Annotated in this window: 17 protein-coding genes and 4 tRNA genes; 15 read left to right on the top strand and 6 right to left on the bottom strand. The window is 55.7% G+C overall.

Annotated elements, in window-relative coordinates; genetic code table 11:
- Positions 1-875 precede the first annotated feature (875 nt).
- Positions 876-2,324 (top strand): ATP-binding protein, encoded by a 1,449-nt coding sequence (locus M5M_RS00930; protein WP_015045590.1) that lies wholly within the window; start codon positions 876-878, stop codon positions 2,322-2,324.
- 184 nt (positions 2,325-2,508) lie between these two features.
- On the opposite strand, the gene M5M_RS20905 is transcribed toward M5M_RS00930, so the two are convergent.
- The gene (locus M5M_RS20905) at positions 2,509-2,637 is read right to left on the bottom strand and encodes a hypothetical protein (protein WP_016389139.1); all 129 of its coding nucleotides are present in this window, start codon (positions 2,635-2,637) and stop codon (positions 2,509-2,511) included.
- Between the two features lie 386 nt (positions 2,638-3,023).
- On the opposite strand from M5M_RS20905, the gene M5M_RS00920 reads away from it, so the two are divergent.
- From M5M_RS00920 to M5M_RS20295, 4 genes are read left to right on the top strand one after another with little or no spacing between them, the layout of a single operon-like run.
- Positions 3,024-3,815 (top strand): hypothetical protein, encoded by a 792-nt coding sequence (locus tag M5M_RS00920; protein ID WP_144062361.1) that lies wholly within the window; start codon positions 3,024-3,026, stop codon positions 3,813-3,815.
- A complete protein-coding gene (locus M5M_RS00915; protein ID WP_015045587.1) occupies positions 3,812-4,327 on the top strand; it encodes a hypothetical protein in 516 nt (171 codons plus the stop codon). The genes M5M_RS00920 and M5M_RS00915 overlap by 4 nt, the downstream gene beginning before the upstream one ends.
- Positions 4,324-4,746 carry a hypothetical protein gene (locus M5M_RS00910; protein WP_015045586.1) on the top strand — a complete coding sequence of 141 codons (423 nt, stop codon included), beginning with the start codon at positions 4,324-4,326 and terminating at the stop codon, positions 4,744-4,746. Before M5M_RS00915 ends, M5M_RS00910 begins: the two co-directional genes overlap by 4 nt.
- Before the next feature lie 19 nt (positions 4,747-4,765).
- Positions 4,766-4,942, top strand: coding sequence for a hypothetical protein (locus M5M_RS20295; RefSeq protein ID WP_016389137.1), 177 nt, complete (start codon positions 4,766-4,768; stop codon positions 4,940-4,942).
- A gap of 128 nt (positions 4,943-5,070) precedes the next feature.
- Here the strand turns inward: M5M_RS20295 and M5M_RS00905 are convergent.
- The 3 genes from M5M_RS00905 to M5M_RS00895 form a co-directional block, all read right to left on the bottom strand.
- Positions 5,071-5,146, bottom strand: a tRNA-His gene (locus tag M5M_RS00905).
- 39 nt (positions 5,147-5,185) lie between these two features.
- Positions 5,186-5,262: transfer RNA gene (locus M5M_RS00900), tRNA-Arg, on the bottom strand.
- 38 nt (positions 5,263-5,300) lie between these two features.
- Positions 5,301-5,377, bottom strand: a tRNA-Pro gene (locus M5M_RS00895).
- A 225-nt stretch (positions 5,378-5,602) separates the two neighbouring features.
- On the opposite strand from M5M_RS00895, the gene folD reads away from it, so the two are divergent.
- Positions 5,603-6,448, top strand: a complete 846-nt coding sequence (gene folD, locus M5M_RS00890) for a bifunctional methylenetetrahydrofolate dehydrogenase/methenyltetrahydrofolate cyclohydrolase FolD (RefSeq protein ID WP_015045585.1) — start codon at positions 5,603-5,605, stop codon at positions 6,446-6,448.
- A 36-nt stretch (positions 6,449-6,484) separates the two neighbouring features.
- Complete coding sequence (locus M5M_RS00885) at positions 6,485-7,273, top strand: pseudouridine synthase (RefSeq protein WP_015045584.1); 789 nt, start codon at positions 6,485-6,487, stop codon at positions 7,271-7,273.
- Here the strand turns inward: M5M_RS00885 and M5M_RS00880 are convergent.
- The gene (locus M5M_RS00880; protein ID WP_016389136.1) at positions 7,270-8,706 is read right to left on the bottom strand and encodes a coniferyl aldehyde dehydrogenase; all 1,437 of its coding nucleotides are present in this window, start codon (positions 8,704-8,706) and stop codon (positions 7,270-7,272) included. The genes M5M_RS00885 and M5M_RS00880 overlap by 4 nt on opposite strands.
- A 100-nt stretch (positions 8,707-8,806) precedes the next feature.
- On the opposite strand from M5M_RS00880, the gene M5M_RS00875 reads away from it, so the two are divergent.
- The 3 genes from M5M_RS00875 to M5M_RS00865 are packed head-to-tail and all read left to right on the top strand — an operon-like array spanning position 8,807 to position 11,280.
- Positions 8,807-9,520 (top strand): TetR/AcrR family transcriptional regulator, encoded by a 714-nt coding sequence (locus tag M5M_RS00875; protein WP_015045583.1) that lies wholly within the window; start codon positions 8,807-8,809, stop codon positions 9,518-9,520.
- Complete coding sequence (rsuA, locus tag M5M_RS00870; protein ID WP_015045582.1) at positions 9,510-10,202, top strand: 16S rRNA pseudouridine(516) synthase RsuA; 693 nt, start codon at positions 9,510-9,512, stop codon at positions 10,200-10,202. Before M5M_RS00875 ends, rsuA begins: the two co-directional genes overlap by 11 nt.
- Before the next feature lie 28 nt (positions 10,203-10,230).
- The gene (locus M5M_RS00865) at positions 10,231-11,280 is read left to right on the top strand and encodes a class I SAM-dependent methyltransferase (RefSeq protein ID WP_015045581.1); all 1,050 of its coding nucleotides are present in this window, start codon (positions 10,231-10,233) and stop codon (positions 11,278-11,280) included.
- On the opposite strand, the gene M5M_RS19220 is transcribed toward M5M_RS00865, so the two are convergent.
- Positions 11,249-11,893 carry a DNA-J related domain-containing protein gene (locus M5M_RS19220; RefSeq protein WP_144062360.1) on the bottom strand — a complete coding sequence of 215 codons (645 nt, stop codon included), beginning with the start codon at positions 11,891-11,893 and terminating at the stop codon, positions 11,249-11,251. The two genes, M5M_RS00865 and M5M_RS19220, sit on opposite strands and share 32 nt — an antisense overlap.
- A 192-nt stretch (positions 11,894-12,085) precedes the next feature.
- Between M5M_RS19220 and M5M_RS00855 the strand changes: the two genes are divergently transcribed.
- From M5M_RS00855 to M5M_RS00835, 5 genes are all read left to right on the top strand, one after another.
- Positions 12,086-12,160 (top strand) — tRNA-Asn (locus M5M_RS00855).
- 76 nt (positions 12,161-12,236) lie between these two features.
- A complete protein-coding gene (ppnP, locus tag M5M_RS00850) occupies positions 12,237-12,518 on the top strand; it encodes a pyrimidine/purine nucleoside phosphorylase (protein ID WP_015045579.1) in 282 nt (93 codons plus the stop codon).
- Between the two features lie 88 nt (positions 12,519-12,606).
- Positions 12,607-13,857 carry an HD-GYP domain-containing protein gene (locus tag M5M_RS00845; protein ID WP_015045578.1) on the top strand — a complete coding sequence of 417 codons (1,251 nt, stop codon included), beginning with the start codon at positions 12,607-12,609 and terminating at the stop codon, positions 13,855-13,857.
- A gap of 34 nt (positions 13,858-13,891) precedes the next feature.
- Positions 13,892-14,350 carry an Lrp/AsnC family transcriptional regulator gene (locus M5M_RS00840; protein ID WP_015045577.1) on the top strand — a complete coding sequence of 153 codons (459 nt, stop codon included), beginning with the start codon at positions 13,892-13,894 and terminating at the stop codon, positions 14,348-14,350.
- An 89-nt stretch (positions 14,351-14,439) separates the two neighbouring features.
- Positions 14,440-15,813 carry an HD-GYP domain-containing protein gene (locus tag M5M_RS00835; protein ID WP_015045576.1) on the top strand — a complete coding sequence of 458 codons (1,374 nt, stop codon included), beginning with the start codon at positions 14,440-14,442 and terminating at the stop codon, positions 15,811-15,813.

Raw genomic sequence — 15,813 nt, 5'->3', positions numbered from 1 at the left:
ATTCAGGGTTAGTGTTATCTCATTCAGTTACAAATTGATGACGACTATCACTGAATTACGACCGAATGACCCGACCGGGTCACAAATTCCTTGATTATCGAAATAGATCGCAAATGTAACGGGAAGTTCCCTGATTGGGGTCAGGTTGGCCTAATGGCGCGCTAAGCGTCTTCGCCAGCAAGCCCTCCTGCCTTGTCGCGGAACAAATAGCACCAACGTGATTGACCAACACCACCACACGCTTTGCAAAGACCATGGATGGCCTGCGAGCGAACGGGTTCAGGACGTATCGTTGAGCGGCAAAGCGTGGGGTGGGGTTGGACCTGTGAGCTGGCGGTGGGGGCGCTGCGGTTTCGCGGTCGGTAGGTATTGGGATTTGGATGGTGCGCTAGATGGCTCGGTGGGTTCGGACGGGAATGACTCGCACCCTTCGGGGCCGGCTATCAATCATAGATTGATAGCGTTCGGTTGTGCACAAAGCATCGCTTTGTAAACGCTTGCCTCACCCATGTGCTCGGGGCTTCGCCCCATCGGCTATCGCCGATGCCCAAAATCGCTCCCGGCGATTAGTGACTCGGGCCGTCCTGGCCCTCGGGGCTTCGCCCCATCGGCTATCGCCGATGCCCAAAATCGCTCCCGGCGATTTTGTCGAACCCGAGCGCGGGTTCTTGTCCGCTCACTCTGTACTACAAACTGAGCTAACCACCCGTTGTTCAGAAGCCGCGCATTCTACCGATTTCAGGGGCCCTGTCAACGAATTTGTTTGAAATGCTAACAAATTGATTTAAAAGCGCTTTTTGACCAAATTATAGCCAAATGGCAATCTTATAAAGCCCGCGTACAATAGGCTCATAACCATAAAGGAGTCGCCCGCCTTGCACCCCCTTACCCTGCTGATTCTGAGCGCCTGCTTCACGGCTCCGGCGCACGCCAGCGAAAGTAACTCCATGGACACACTGCTATGGATTTTGGGCGTCCTTTCCGCACTGCAGGCACTCATGATCGGGCTGTTGCAAAAAAGCCGGCTCAAGTACAAAGCAGCACGCAAAGCACTGAAACGTGCAAAAGACGAATTGGAAAGCCGGGTACAAGAACGAACTGATTCCCTGCGCGACATCAACTCACAATTAAGCGATACCCTCGCCCGTCGCGAAATCGCAGAGGACCTCCTCAAGGAAACCCAGGACTACTTGCATTCGATAATCAATTCCATGCCTTCCGTTCTGATAGGTGTGAGTCGCTCGGGCCACATCACACTGTGGAATGCCGCTGCCGAGCGCCAGATAGGCGTTTCTTCGCGAGTCGCACTCGGCAAAATCATTACCGAAATCTATGAAGACCTGCCGATCAGTCTAAGCCTGGTAGAAGCCGCAATTGACCAGCAATTGCCGCAAACCCTCGAAAACCTCAAGCAAGGCCAGGGCAGCCAGGCCACCTACTCGGACATTACCGTTTACCCTCTGGTGGCCAATGCCGCGGGTGGCGCCGTTATCCGTATAGACGACGTCACTCTGCGCGTAAGAGTGGAAAACATGATGATTCAAAATGAGAAGATGTTGTCACTCGGCGAGCTTGCGGCCGGCATGGCCCACGAAATCAACAACCCGCTGGCCGCCATTCTGAGCAACATCCAGAACGTACAACGCCGAACCGACATGACTCTGAAGGCCAGCTTGGACATTGCCGCAGAAATGGCGTTGGATCCGGAAAAGTTTTCAGCCTACTGGCAACGCAGGGAACTGCCGAAACTATTGGCCCATGTACGGGAGGCCGGCGAGCGCGCATCGCGCATTGTCAACAACATGCTGGAGTTCTCCCGCTCACACCATCGGGATCACACCGCGACCCACATTCCCACCCTGCTGGATAACTCGCTCGAACTCGCCATCAACAGTATGCAGTTGGACATGGGCGATGAAATCACCTTGCCAAGAATTGAAAAACATTATCAGACCAACCTCCCATCACTGACCTGCTCCGCGGTAGAGATCCAGCAAGTCATCCTGAATTTGCTGCGTAACGCATTCCAGGCGTTCACCCATGCGGACTATGGTGCGCCCAGCAACCCCACGATCGCCATCCACGCAGAAACTGACGGAGACTGGTTTTTGTTGAGGTTTGTCGATAATGGCCCTGGCATGCCCGAAGACGTGCGCCGGCATATATTCGAACCCTTTTACACCACCAAAGACGTTGGCCAAGGCACGGGGCTGGGTTTATCGGTCTCTTATTTTATTATTACAGAACATCACGGAGGCAGTATTCACGTAGACTCCACCCCTGGGGAGGGTACAGAGTTTTCCATCCGGCTACCGGTTGGTTAAGCCGCGGACCTAAAATCCGTGCCATATCCGATTATTTGCAATTACGTTGATCCATCGTCTGCCAGGCGGTTTGCGCAGAAAAAAGACATGAATACAACGCAAATCAATGCTCAAAAGCTGGATTAAAGGCCACACAAACTACACAGCTTTTTTTCAAAATCCAGCCAAACGCCAATCACAGTCATTAATCCGGATAAGGATTATTGCGTTTTGCTGCCTGTTCGCGCTCTTTTTTTAAATTTTCTTCCGCTGAAGACCAGAGCAGCGTAAATAACATGGCGCCAACATGCCCCGCTAAAAACGCCGGCGCCATAGCCAGCATCCCCATCGCAGCATCTTCCGGGCGGTAGCCCAGAAACCATTCGTTAACAATCGGACCAATAAAAAAGCCGGTACCAACAACAAGGTTTGCACACCATCAGCAGACAGGCCGATTTTTCCGCGCCCAAAAACACCAATCGCATGCGACACAAGGTAAAAGCCCGCAAAAATCGAAGCCTGGAGCAATAACACCGGCTTAAACCAGAGCGAACATACCGCCACCCATATAACAAAATACACCAATAACAAAAAACCCAGATAGAGTTTATCGCCAGAAGTTTCAGCCATCACAGCCTCCTGTACAAACATGCAATTATCCGCAGACAATACCAACTTATTTGGCTATAGTCTTCAGCTTTGAGCACTGATCACTTGCCCATGAAGCATCGTCTGAGCCTGCGCAGAAAACTACCGATAATCGCTGTACTTTGGGCGGTCGCCGGCTGTATACCCTCCATAGGCACAAGGCCCGCAGGGCCGGTATTTCAAGGGCAATTACTTTCCGTACAAACATTAAAGCCGGTTGGCGGTGTTAGTATTCACCTCCACCGGGTTGTATTCACATCAACCACTGCGGCCGCCGTAATGGGCACCGAAGCTGAAATCATAGGCCAAACCGATCGCACGGGTAAGTTCCAAACCTCACCACCCACGCTGACCTCGCCCATTTTACTCATGCCCGGCCATGCGCTTACTCTTTACCGCGCAGAAACCTGGCACCCAGAACACGGCACCTTGCTGCTGGCGGCCTACGGCACAAAGAACATGCGAACCTCTGAAATGGCCAGCATGGGTACGCTTTTTCTCGACAGCGAACCCAATAGCATCGCCCCGCCCAGCACACCGGAAGGCATACCCCACCACGAATTGCAAAACTACCTGTACCCGCATCATCTATTAGGTGAATGCGATCAACAGCTAAGCCAGGCCGCGCTGGCGTATACCAACAGCTTTCGCAAGCTGAATCAAATGCCACGTTCAACCTTTACAACGGAATATAGCCAAGCGGGAAAGGCCTATGCCTCCCACCTCTGGGCCGCCACCTATGCCAGCTGCCCCCCTGTGAAATCAAACCACTTGGACCGTGTTTTTGAACGAATCTTTGCAGAAGTGGGTCACTGGCCCGAAGTCGTCACCCACCCACTCTCGGCAACAGGAGAACAGGAATGAACAATTCCAAGGCAAAGGCCTTACCACAGGTTCTAACGCTACTTGGATTGCTGACTATTGCGGCTCCGGACACAAGTTTGGGTTATGAAAAAACCGGCGGGGCCTGTGACTACGTCCATCTGGAATTACCCGGCCTACTACAGCCCTCACCCTCAGGATGGTTTATTGAAACCACAGAAGGCTCTGTGGCCGTTAAAAAATCGGCGCACCTCACTGACACCCGCTATGTTAGGGCAAGTATCAGCCGGCAAACCAAAGGCAGCTGTACGCCATTGGTTTTGAACCGCTATCAAACATTGCCGTTGGTGCCTTATCCGAAGAGTAGCAAACACCCACAAAGCGAAATTGAAGAAAAGGAATCAGACCCACACCAGTGTAAATTGACAGAGGCAACTGCCTTCCTGAATTCGCCGGCCGCAGAAACGATCGAGGCGCTTTCCAACACACACTGGCTGGCGTGCTGGAACCACACCGCACCAACGCTTCTGCCCACACCGCAGCTAAATCAATGAAATATCAGTTATCAGCGTTTTATCTACTGCTCCCCGTGCTTTTCTCGCCCAATACCTGGGCCTGCAGCTGTGCGGAACCCAGCAGCAACCCGTTTGCGGAAGCCACACATATTTACATTGGAATTTTGGAGCACGCCGCCGTCAGAGCCTACGAACACAAGGACTCGCCCTATCAGGCGAAGCTGGTAGTGCAACAGGTCATCAAAGGCCAGCAATTGCCCGGCCTTAACCTGACTACGCCGGCAAATAGCAGCTACTGCGGAGTCTCGCTACACACAGAGCAAGCTTACATTGTATTCGTCAATGCGGATCAGAACCCTCAGGAACTGATTGATATTTCAGCTTGCGACCCCAGCGGCCCACTGACCGAAAAGCACAAACAATACATTAAAACACTGCAAACAACGCCCTGGCAGTAAAACACACGAGCGCCGGCCCATGTATTTCAAACGAATTATCGTCTTTATCCTGCTGGCGATGGCACTGGAACTCTATGTGGTTTGCGAGTTTTTAGCGTGGTCTGATCGCGCCATTATTGTTTTGTACTCAGTACAACTTGGCCTGGCACTTCCAGGATTGCTTTATGGGATCTACTGCTTTCTGACTGGTCATTGACGCCATTCAGGCGAAACGCATTACCCAGGTAATAAATCGTGGCTCACGTTGTACACCGATTCATCGCAAGCGGAATACGCGGACACCTGCATCAACTGCCAGAATACTGAGAAAAGTAAAAGGGGAAATGGGGTGGACGATGGGACTTGAACCCACGACGACTGGAATCACAATCCAGGGCTCTACCAACTGAGCTACGCCCACCATAACGCGGTGCTTGCTTGCCTCTCTGCCATCGGTAGATGGCGCGCCCGGCAGGGCTCGAACCTGCGACCCACGGCTTAGAAGGCCGTTGCTCTATCCAGCTGAGCTACGGGCGCCTGTTCTTGCCGGCGACATGGCAAACAAGGAGTAAAATTGGTCGGAGAGGAGGGATTCGAACCCCCGACATCCTGGTCCCAAACCAGGCGCGCTACCAGACTGCGCTACACTCCGACATACCCAAACCGGCAGTCACCTGCCTTTCGAGTGGTGCGCATCATACCCATGCCCCCTGCCCTCGTCAACGGGAAAAACAGCCCTTTTTTCAATTAATTAGCCATAGAAATCAACGACTACAATGGTAGCTGCCCGCACGGGCTATTGGCGCTCTGTAGCCCCTGTGGGACAATGCGCCCCGCAGAATGACACCCACCCCATAACCAGAGGACCAGCACTGCCATGGCTGCACTGCTACTCGACGGCAAAGCCCTTGCCCAGAAAACCGAACAAGAACTCAGCGCCCGCGTAGCGGCCCTGAAAGCCAAATCCAACGGCCAGACGCCCATACTTGCTACCATCCTGGTGGGCGACGACCCAGCCTCTGCCACCTATGTGAGCATGAAAGGCAAAGCCTGCGAGCGCATTGGCATGGAATCCATCCGGGTGGAAATGCCTTCGTCCACCACTACCGAACAGCTGCTGGCCAAAATCGACGAGCTGAACACCAACCCCAACGTGCACGGCATCCTGTTGCAACACCCCGTACCCGAGCAAATTGACGAGCGCGCCTGCTTCGATGCCATCGCGCTGGAAAAAGACGTGGACGGCGTTACCTGCCTTGGTTTTGGCCGTATGAGCATGGGCGAATCAGCCTATGGTTGTGCAACCCCCAAGGGCATTATGCGCCTGCTGGAAGCCTACAACATCGAAATCGCTGGCAAGCACGCCGTGGTGGTGGGTCGCAGCCCCATTCTGGGCAAGCCAATGGCCATGATGCTGCTGGGTGCCAACGCGACAGTCACCATCTGCCATTCGCGCACCCAAAACCTGGCCGAGCACATCAAGCAGGCGGATATTGTGGTGGGCGCCGTGGGTAAGCCTGAGTTCATTAAAGCCGAGTGGATCAAAGACGGCGCCGTTGTGGTGGATGCCGGCTATCATCCAGGCGGTGTGGGCGACATTGAACTCGAACCCCTGAAAGCGCGCGCGGCCGCGTACACACCGGTACCCGGTGGCGTTGGCCCCATGACCATCAACACCCTGATTTACCAATCCGTGGATTCCGGCGAAAAATCGCTGGGCTGATGGTACCGGGGCGGCATTGCCGCCCCGCACTCCTGCATGACGGAACCAACAACTACCACGCCCCTGCCCATCGTCTACCAGGATGAACACCTGGTGGTGATCAACAAGCCCACCGGCTTACTGGTGCACCGCAGCCCCATCGACAAACGCGAAACCCGTTTTGCCGTGCAGGAACTGCGCAACCAGATAGGCCAGCATGTCTACCCGATTCACCGATTGGACAAACCCACGTCAGGTCTGCTGGTGTTCGCGCTCAATAGCGACGTAGCACGCCAATTGAGTGATGCATTCAACGACCGCACCGTGCACAAATCCTACCTGGCGCTGGCGCGCGGGTATGTGCCGAGCCAGCGGCTGGATTATGCACTGTCGGTCAAACTGGATCGCATTGCCGATAAACATCGACAGCAAGATAAAGATGCGCAGGAGGCAGCCACGCGATTCACCACTCTCGCCACCTGTGAGTTACCGGTAGAAATCGATCGCTACCCGCAATCCCGCTATTCGCTGGTGTTGTGCGAGCCGGAGACCGGCAGAAAACACCAGATCCGTCGCCACCTGAAACACCTGGGTCACCCGATTATTGGCGATGCCAAGCACGGCAAAAGCAAGCACAACCACTACTTCAGTGAGCATCTGAACGCCGGCCACTTACTGCTGAGCGCCGTGGGCCTCGGATTTATTCACCCGGTGACAGGCGAACAACTCTCGTTGAGCTGCCCTGCCGCACCGGCTTTTTGCCAGCTGATCGATCGCCTGCCCTGGAATGAAAACGGCTGGCGGAAAAACCTGCCAGCCGTCTGGTTTGAAACGGGCGCCGATTAACCGACCAAAAATTTCAGAATCTTGTTCACCAGCCCACCATAGGGCGGATATAACATCTGCATGCCGTTAAATTTCGGTTTATACAGCACGGCTTTCGGCTTGGAGAAAGTCAGGAATCCTTCCTTACCGTGGTAATGACCCATGCCGGATGGACCAACACCGCCGAAAGGCAGATCGTCCACCGCCACATGAAACATGGTTTCGTTAAACACCACACCACCCGAGTGAGTGCGATCCAGCACCTGCTGTTGCTGCTGCTTGTCGAATCCGAAATAGTAAAGCGCCAGCGGCCGATCACCCCCATTGATGTAGTCAATGGCTTCCTGCAGGGAGTCGTAAGGGATCAGCGGCAAGACCGGACCAAAGATTTCTTCCTGCATCAATGTCATATCGCGATTCACATTGGTCACCAGCAAAGGCACCGTGCGCCGACTGCCATCATTAACCACTTCGTCCGTTACCGGCTCAACCAAGGCTCCCTGGGCTTTTGCAGCTTCAACCCAACCCTGCAATCGCTGGGCGTGGCGCTCACTGATCACGCCGGTAAGGTCAGGATTATTGTTGACCGTGGGGTAAAAGGTGCTGAACGCTTTTTTGTAGGCCGCACGAAAGGTATCCATTTTTGCGCGCGGCACAAAAATATAATCCGGCGCCACACAGGTCTGGCCGCAATTCATGGTTTTGGAGAAGCACAAACGGCGCGCAGCTTCTTCAATAGGAAAATCGTCCGCCACAATCACCGGCGACTTACCACCCAACTCCAGCGTCACCGGCGTCAGATTTTCGGCTGCCGCGCGCATCACATGCTTGCCGATGCTGCCGGCACCGGTAAATAACAAATGATCAAACGGCAAGGCTGAAAAATTCGCCGCCACTGCGGGCCCGCCGTTGATCACGGTGACGTGCGCAGGCGAAAACGTCTGAGCGATCAATTCGGCCAACAGCGCCGAGGTTTTCGGCGTGGCTTCCGGCATTTTGATCATGGCGTGGTTACCTGCTGCGAGCGCCGTGGCCAACGGCCCCAACGCCAGAAACAGCGGGTAATTGAACGGTACCATAATACCCACCACCCCAAGCGGCTGGTAGTAAACCCGCGCCTTACCCGGCTGCATATGCAGGGCAAGGTGACGCTTTTCAGGCTTCATCCACTTAGCCAGGCGCTTAGACAAATACTTGGTCAGCTCCGACACGCTCAGAAACTCTGCCAATAGCATTTCGTGCCGTGAACGCGCAGAAAAATCGGCGTTCATGGCCTCCATCAACGCATCCTGATTATCCAGTGCCATCGCGCGCAACCTGGCCAGATTAGCGCGCCGCTCTGCCGCAGAAGGCATAGGATTTTGCGCGTAAGACGCTCGCTGTGCGGCCAACAGATCGGCCAACGCCTGTGAGGAGATTTCCTGGTCGAGAATGGCATTTGCCGCGGTATTCATGGTGCCTCCAGCTTGAGCTGAGAAAAAGGATGCTGCATTTTTAGAGTATTTGCTCTAACCTGTCAAGCCGCTATAATCGCGCCTTCAAGCGAGTAGACCCATGCCAAAAACACAGCCAGCTGCCAGCAAAGCCGCCAAGCCCAACAGCACCCGCGCCCGTATTCTTGCGGCCGCCCGCAGCCTGTTTAACCGCGATGGCGAGCGCAACGTCACCACCAATCACATCGCCGCCAGTCTGAACATCTCGCCAGGCAACCTCTACTACTACTTTCGCAACAAGAGCGACATCTTGCTGGAACTCTATAGCGTTCACCGCGATCGCATGCTGGCCATGCTGAGCCTGCCCCCGCAAACCCCGTTCAGCATCGCCCTGAAAGCGGAACTGATGGCCAAGCTGGCCCAGGCTATGTGGGAGGACCGCTATATCTACCGCGACCTGGAGCACATACTGTCCGCTTCAGACGCCATCGCGACCCTGCACCAACAAACCTTTCACGCTGTATTTGCCAAGACGCTGGAACTGCATACCGCGCTCGAGCAGGCGGGCCTGATAGTCGCCACGCCCCGGGAACAGCGCGACCTCACCTACAATGCGTGGATCATTCTCACCAACTGGATCGGCTTTTTGCGCACCACGGCGCAGGTGGATGTGGGTGATGAGGCCAGCCAGGCACTGATCAATCGAGGGGTATACCAGGTGTTGGCGCTGGAAAAAGCGTTTATGACCGCCGAAGCGCGCGCGCAGGTGGATGCCTGGGCCGATCGCTATTACACGGCTCTGGACGAACTGCACGAGCCCGACCATGCGCATTGACCGCTGGGTGGCACAGGCCACCGATCTGTCCAGAAAAGCCGTTCAGCTTGCCATCAAACAAGGGCGCATTCAGGTGGATGAAAAAGCCATCAACAGCCCGGCGTTTCCCGTGCGCGCCAACGACAAAGTGACACTGGACGGCCACTTGCTGAAAGCCCCGGGCGCGCGCTACTTCATGCTGCACAAGCCCGCTGGCTACCTGTGTGCCACCACCGACGCCCACCACCCCACCGTGCTGGATCTGCTGGATGAAGCCAATAAGCACGGCCTGCAGATTGTAGGCAGGCTCGACATAGACACCACCGGACTGCTACTGATTACCGATGACGGCCAGTGGAATCACCGTGTCACCAGTCCGCGCCGCGCGTGTGAAAAAACCTATCTGGCGGGGCTCGCCGAGCCGCTCGCCAGCGAAGCGCCCGCGCTGTTTGCCGAAGGCATCCTGCTGCGCAATGAACAGCACCCGACCCGACCGGCGCAGGTGCAAAGCCTGCCCGACAACTATTGCCGCATCACCATTACCGAAGGCCGCTATCACCAGGTCAAACGCATGTTGGGCGCGGTCAACAACCGGGTTGTCAGCCTGCACCGTGAGCGTATCGGCGAGATATTGCTGGACCCGACACTGACACCCGGTCAATACCGGCCGCTGACTGCGGCAGAAATTGCAAGCGTGCAATAATCCCCTATTCACACCCAACGGACACTGCATGAGCCACGCATCGGAAGATCAATTGCTGCTGGACTTACTGACCCACTCACCGGAACACACCCTGTGGCTGGCCGATGAAAACGTGCTGCACCTGGTTCACCGCGCGCCCGACAGCGTGACCCTGCTGACCAACCGCTGGGATATCCAGGCGCGCGCGCAGCAGCTGCCACAGCGCCATTTCAGCGACTGGGATCTGACCGCACTCTCAGAGCCTGCGCGCATCCAGCGCGTGGTGTACCAGGTGTCTAAAGAAAAAGCGGTGGTGGCGCACCTGATCAACGAAATCGCAGACCGGCTGGCGCCCGGCACCGAGATACTGATGCTCGGGCGGAAAAACGAGGGCATAAAAACGCTGGCCACACTCGCGGCAGCGCGCCTGCAAGGCGGCAAACTCAAAAAGACCGGCAACCTTTACGTAGCTACATTCGCGGTGGCACAGGCCGGCTCCCCACCGGTGGATGACATGGATTACGCCCGCGTGCGCCCCATACTGACTTATCAGGGGCAAACCTTGCGCAGCAAACCGGGCACCTTTGGCTGGCAAAAGCTGGATGAGGGCAGCCTGCTGTTGCTGGCGACACTGGCGGAACACCGGGACACGATTCAGCCCCGGCGCATCCTCGATCTGGGCTGTGGCTATGGTTTGCTGACCGCGGGCGCGCAAGCGCTGCTGCAAGAGCCGGGCATCGAATGGCTTGCCACCGACAATTGTGCCGCCGCCCTCGCCTGCACCACCGCCAATTGCGACCCGACCACCCAGGTGTTTGCGGGCGATCGCGGCTTGGACACCAATGGGTCGCCATTGGCCGCGCCGGTAGACCTGATACTCTGCAACCCCCCGTTTCACCAGGGATTTGATGCCACCGGCGACCTGACCGATAAATTCCTGCAGGCCACCCACCGGTGGCTGACGCGCGACGGCCGCGCCATCTGGGTAGTGAACCGCTTTGTCGGTGTGGAAAAACGCCTGGCAGGCCGTTTCCGGCAGTGTCAAACGCTGGCCGATAACGGCAGCTTCAGGGTTCTTTTGCTTTCAGAACGAGTTTGAGCCTGGCGTAGGCATCATTCAGGCGCTGCATTTCAGCCGTGTCGGCCTGCGCGCCACCTTTATCCGGATGCGCCAACGCCACCCGACGCCGGTAATGGTGTTTGAGCGCACCGAGGTCTTCCGGCAGTGCAGACAAGCCTAAGGCAGCCAATGCCGGCGCGATCTGGTCTTCGGCAGTAAACCCGGCGTACCGACGCCAAAAGCTGTCCAGCAACCGCTCGACGTCGTCCGCACTCAGATCCAGATTGGCCCAGTTCAAGTAGTATTCAGCCAAGGCAGCACTGCCCGGCGCGTGCGCCAGTGACCGCCCCTCCTGTCCGGTGCCGGTGTCGAGCGCCTGCCAGCGCACACCCAATACATCCAGATGCCAGGAAAAGCCTGGGTATTCCGGCATGAGCCGGTAAAGGGCGTTGCGCATCAGAAAGTGCACCTTGTACAAGGCGCTGTCAGCCAGCCGGTCCTCAACCCATCCCTCTGCGCGCAACCAACCGAGCAGGTCCCCTTCTTTCAATTCTCCGGCCAACGGCATCGACGCCGTGAGCATGTCCAGGCGGGCGCCAATGGGGCCCAGCAGGGGGTTGGTTTGGGGCGGGCGAGTCGAGACAGCAGTCATGCCTGCAGTGTGCACTGACGCACTGCCAGATGCAAAACCTGCCCACACTGTGCGCGATTTAGCCAAGCTGCATAGCCTGTGAACAGCAAGAGCCGGCTTTCGCTAAGCCCATGAATTTTTTTATAAAAATCGCTTGACCACTTAAAACTCTGACAATAAGATACGCGCCACTTCCACAGAGGAAGCCGTTTTTCCGGTGTAGCTCAGCGGTAGAGCAGCGGACTGTTAATCCGTTGGTCGCTGGTTCGATCCCAGCCACCGGAGCCATATTTAAAAGCCCTGAATACCCTGTATTCAGGGCTTTTTTCGTTTAACTACAACAAACTCTGTCACAGGTATAAACATGTTCAAAACTAACCAGTATTTCGACGGCAAAGTCGCTTCCATTGCGTTTCAGACTACCGATCTGCCCGCCACCGTAGGCGTGATGGATATCGGCGAGTTCACCTTTGGCACCAGCCAGAAGGAATACATGACCGTTGTCAGCGGCGCCCTTACCGTGCAACTGCCCGGTCGCGAGGACTGGCAAACATTTAATGCCGGTGAAACCTTCATCGTGGAAGCCAACCAGCAATTTCACCTCAAAGTGGCTGTGCAAACCGCCTATTTGTGCAAATACGAATAAACTGCCGATCGGAACTGGTCAGTCATGAGGCCGGGCAGTAAGATATTCCCAACGACTACAAGCGTTACCGGAGTCAGATCTCGTCCTCATGCCCGCCGACACCACCCGTAAGTCCACCCGCCTTGGCAGCCGCAAAGTCGCGGTGGACGACCTGCGACCAGGCATGTTTGTCTGCAAACTGGATCGTGACTGGCTCGAAACCCCCTTCTTGCTTCAGGGCTTTCGCATCGAGCATGCAAGTGACATTGCCAAGCTCAGAGAGTACTGCCGTTACGTGTGGATCGATGTCGCCGAAGAGGTGTGGGAAGGCGTTGGCCATGAATCCACCCATCCGCAGGATCCTGGCCGACGACAAATCCACGCCATCAAGCAATCGGCGCAGGCTGAGCACGCCAGGGCGCGCAAGATTTACGACACCAGCCGGACTGTCACCAAAAACCTGCTGACCAAAGCGTCCTCCGGCCCCCCTATCGCTTTTGATCAGGCAGAAAGCACTGTTCAGCACTGCGTGGACAGTATCCTGAGCAACCCCGATGCCCTGCTGTGGATGTCAAAGATACGCGATCAGGATGAATACACGGCAGAGCACTGTCTCAACGTGTGCATTCTGGCCATCGCATTTGGCCGCCATCTGCAACTGGCCGAACAACAGCTATTTCAATTGGGCATGGCCGGGTTGCTTCACGATGTGGGCAAGATGAGGGTCCCGTCAGAGATCCTCAACAAACCCGGCGAGTTGTCCGAGAAGGAAATGCGCGCCATGCGCGCGCATGTGGTGCATGGGCGTAACTTACTGCAACAGACCCCCAACATCGCCAAGCAGGTCATTGAAGCCGCTCATGCGCACCACGAAAGGCTGGATGGCGGGGGCTATCCTCGCAAACTGGACGCCACCGACATCGGTAAAATCACCCGCCTGATTTCTATTGTGGATACCTTCGATGCCATCACCAGCCATCGCTGTTATGCACCCGCACGGCCTGTCACCGAAGCGTTGCGGATTCTCTATGAAGCCCGCGGCAGCCAATTTGATGAAGCCCTTGTGCTGGAGTTCATCCAGTTTATCGGTCTGTACCCGCCCGGCAGTATCGTTGAGCTTGAAAACGGCATGGTCGGTCTGGTCATCGCGACCAACGAAGAAGCACACCACCTCCCGAAAATCATCAAAGTATGCGGTCCGGACAAACAACCCTGCGAGCAGGAGTTTCTCGATTTGTCGCTCACACGCTCGGGCGAACTGGGCCGGGACCACCTGATCAGGCAGCTACACGTAGACGGCAGTTTCGGGATTTTCATTCGGGATTTTAAGGCCCGCGGCTTGAGTTTTGCCATCGGCTGAGGCCACAATGCGCTGGGTTGCAAGGATACCAAGCATGAAATTCAGCGACAGTGAACGACGTATTTTACGACTGCTTCAACAAAATGGCCGCACCAGCAATGTAGAGCTCGCCCAACAGGTAGGACTGAGCGAATCCCCCTGTTTCCGTCGCGTTAAACAACTGGAGGAAGCCGGCGTCATCAGCGGTTATGCCGCCATTGTGGACCAGCGCAAACTCGGGCTGGATGTCACCGCCTTTGTCCAGGTAACACTGGACCAACGCTCGGAGAGCGCAACCCAGGGCTTTCTGGATGCCGTAGAAGCCGAAAGCAGCATCATGGAGTGCTATGCAACCAGTGGCGAATACGATTTCATGCTGAAAGTCGTGGCCAGCAATATCGACGACTTTGCCCATATCTCCATGCGCCGCATCCTCAAATTTCCTGGCGTCAAAAACATCGTATCGACTTTCAGCCTGCAGGCCATCAAGCAGTCCCGCGTTCTCCCCACCTGAATCTCCGGTGTCCTGCTAGCCACCCTACAAGTCTTGGCTACACTCTTAGGGGAGCGAATTGACCCGCAGCGAGTATCAGGGACGCATCTATGGACTTCGGCGCACACTACTTACTGGAGCGTAAAGCGGTACAGGCCGCCAGCGAACAGGACGGCAATCCGTTCTTCTGCCAGCACCTGTCCACACTAAACAAAACCCAGAAGGTGGTGGCCAGCGAAGATATCTGCAATCGCCAGGGCGCGGTGGTACTCAAGAAAGGCGAAGATTTTACCGAACGCCGTGCACAGATCATTGTGCAACACAAATTGATCAAGCCCATTGAGCAGTGCATCCAACTGTCTGAGACCTTTGATGCTGCGCAACTGCACCAGCACCTGAAAAAATTTGCCCGCACGGTGCCGGGCCTGCAATCGGTGGCCGGGGCAGAGCCCTTTGACCAGAATCTGAGGAAGATGTGCAAATACTACGGCCAGTTTCCGCTCATCAAGCAAAACCTGACCGTGCTGGCCAACCGACTCCCCGATATTTATCGCAACGCTCTGTTTACCGCCATTGCCGGATTAGCCATTGCGCTGCAGATGCAACGCTCGGAACGCGAACAGCAAATCATATTTATGGCGGCGCTGACCCATGACTGCGGTTTTCTTTACATTCCCCATGAATTAGCCACCCAGAAAACCGATTTCAGTGCCGACCAATGGCACTCGCTGCTCGCCCACCCGATTATTGCCAAACGCTTCCTGGACTCGGTTCCCCATCTGCCCAAAGAGGTAGGCCAAGCCGTATTGGACCACCACGAGCGCACCGACGGCACGGGTTATCCGCATCAACGCTTTGGTGATGAGCTGACAATCGCCTCGCAGATCATCGGTATTACCGATGACATTGTCGATGGTTTCAGGCAGTACGCCGCGTTCGGCGAGCACACCCACCGGATGATTCTCGTTGCACTGAAATTGAACGATCACTTGCATTTCGAACAGGTATTCAAAGCCACTGCCGTGCTGTTTGGCCGCACACCAAAGCCCACAACACCGGTACCGGCATTGAACAGCGCACGCCAATTGCTGGACCGGCATCAATCGCTGGTGAGTTATTTTGAATCCATCAGAACCTTGGCCAGAAAGCTGATTGCGCAGACCAAACACCCGTTGAATCGGTCAATCGCCTCTATGCTTGGCCGCCTGGCCATTTCCATCGTGCGCGCCGGGATCATGCAGGATGAACATGTTGATTGGCTGACTGAGCTGGCAGGCAAAAACACCCATGAAGAAACCGAACAGCTGACCGAAACTGCCGTCATGTATGACCAGGTCGACGTCCAGCTCAACCATCTGAAAAACCTGCTGCACAGGGTTATTGAGGATATCCCTGAAGAACAGCAGACAATAAAAGAAGATGCGCAGGCCACCTTCAGTCAATTTCCTGTGAGTAAAACGCCAGCTTTGGCGATGACGCCTTAA

It is taken from the genome of Simiduia agarivorans SA1 = DSM 21679, from assembly GCF_000305785.2.
GTDB classification, from domain to species: domain Bacteria; phylum Pseudomonadota; class Gammaproteobacteria; order Pseudomonadales; family Cellvibrionaceae; genus Simiduia; species Simiduia agarivorans.
This window is presented reverse-complemented; position numbering and strand designations above follow the sequence as displayed.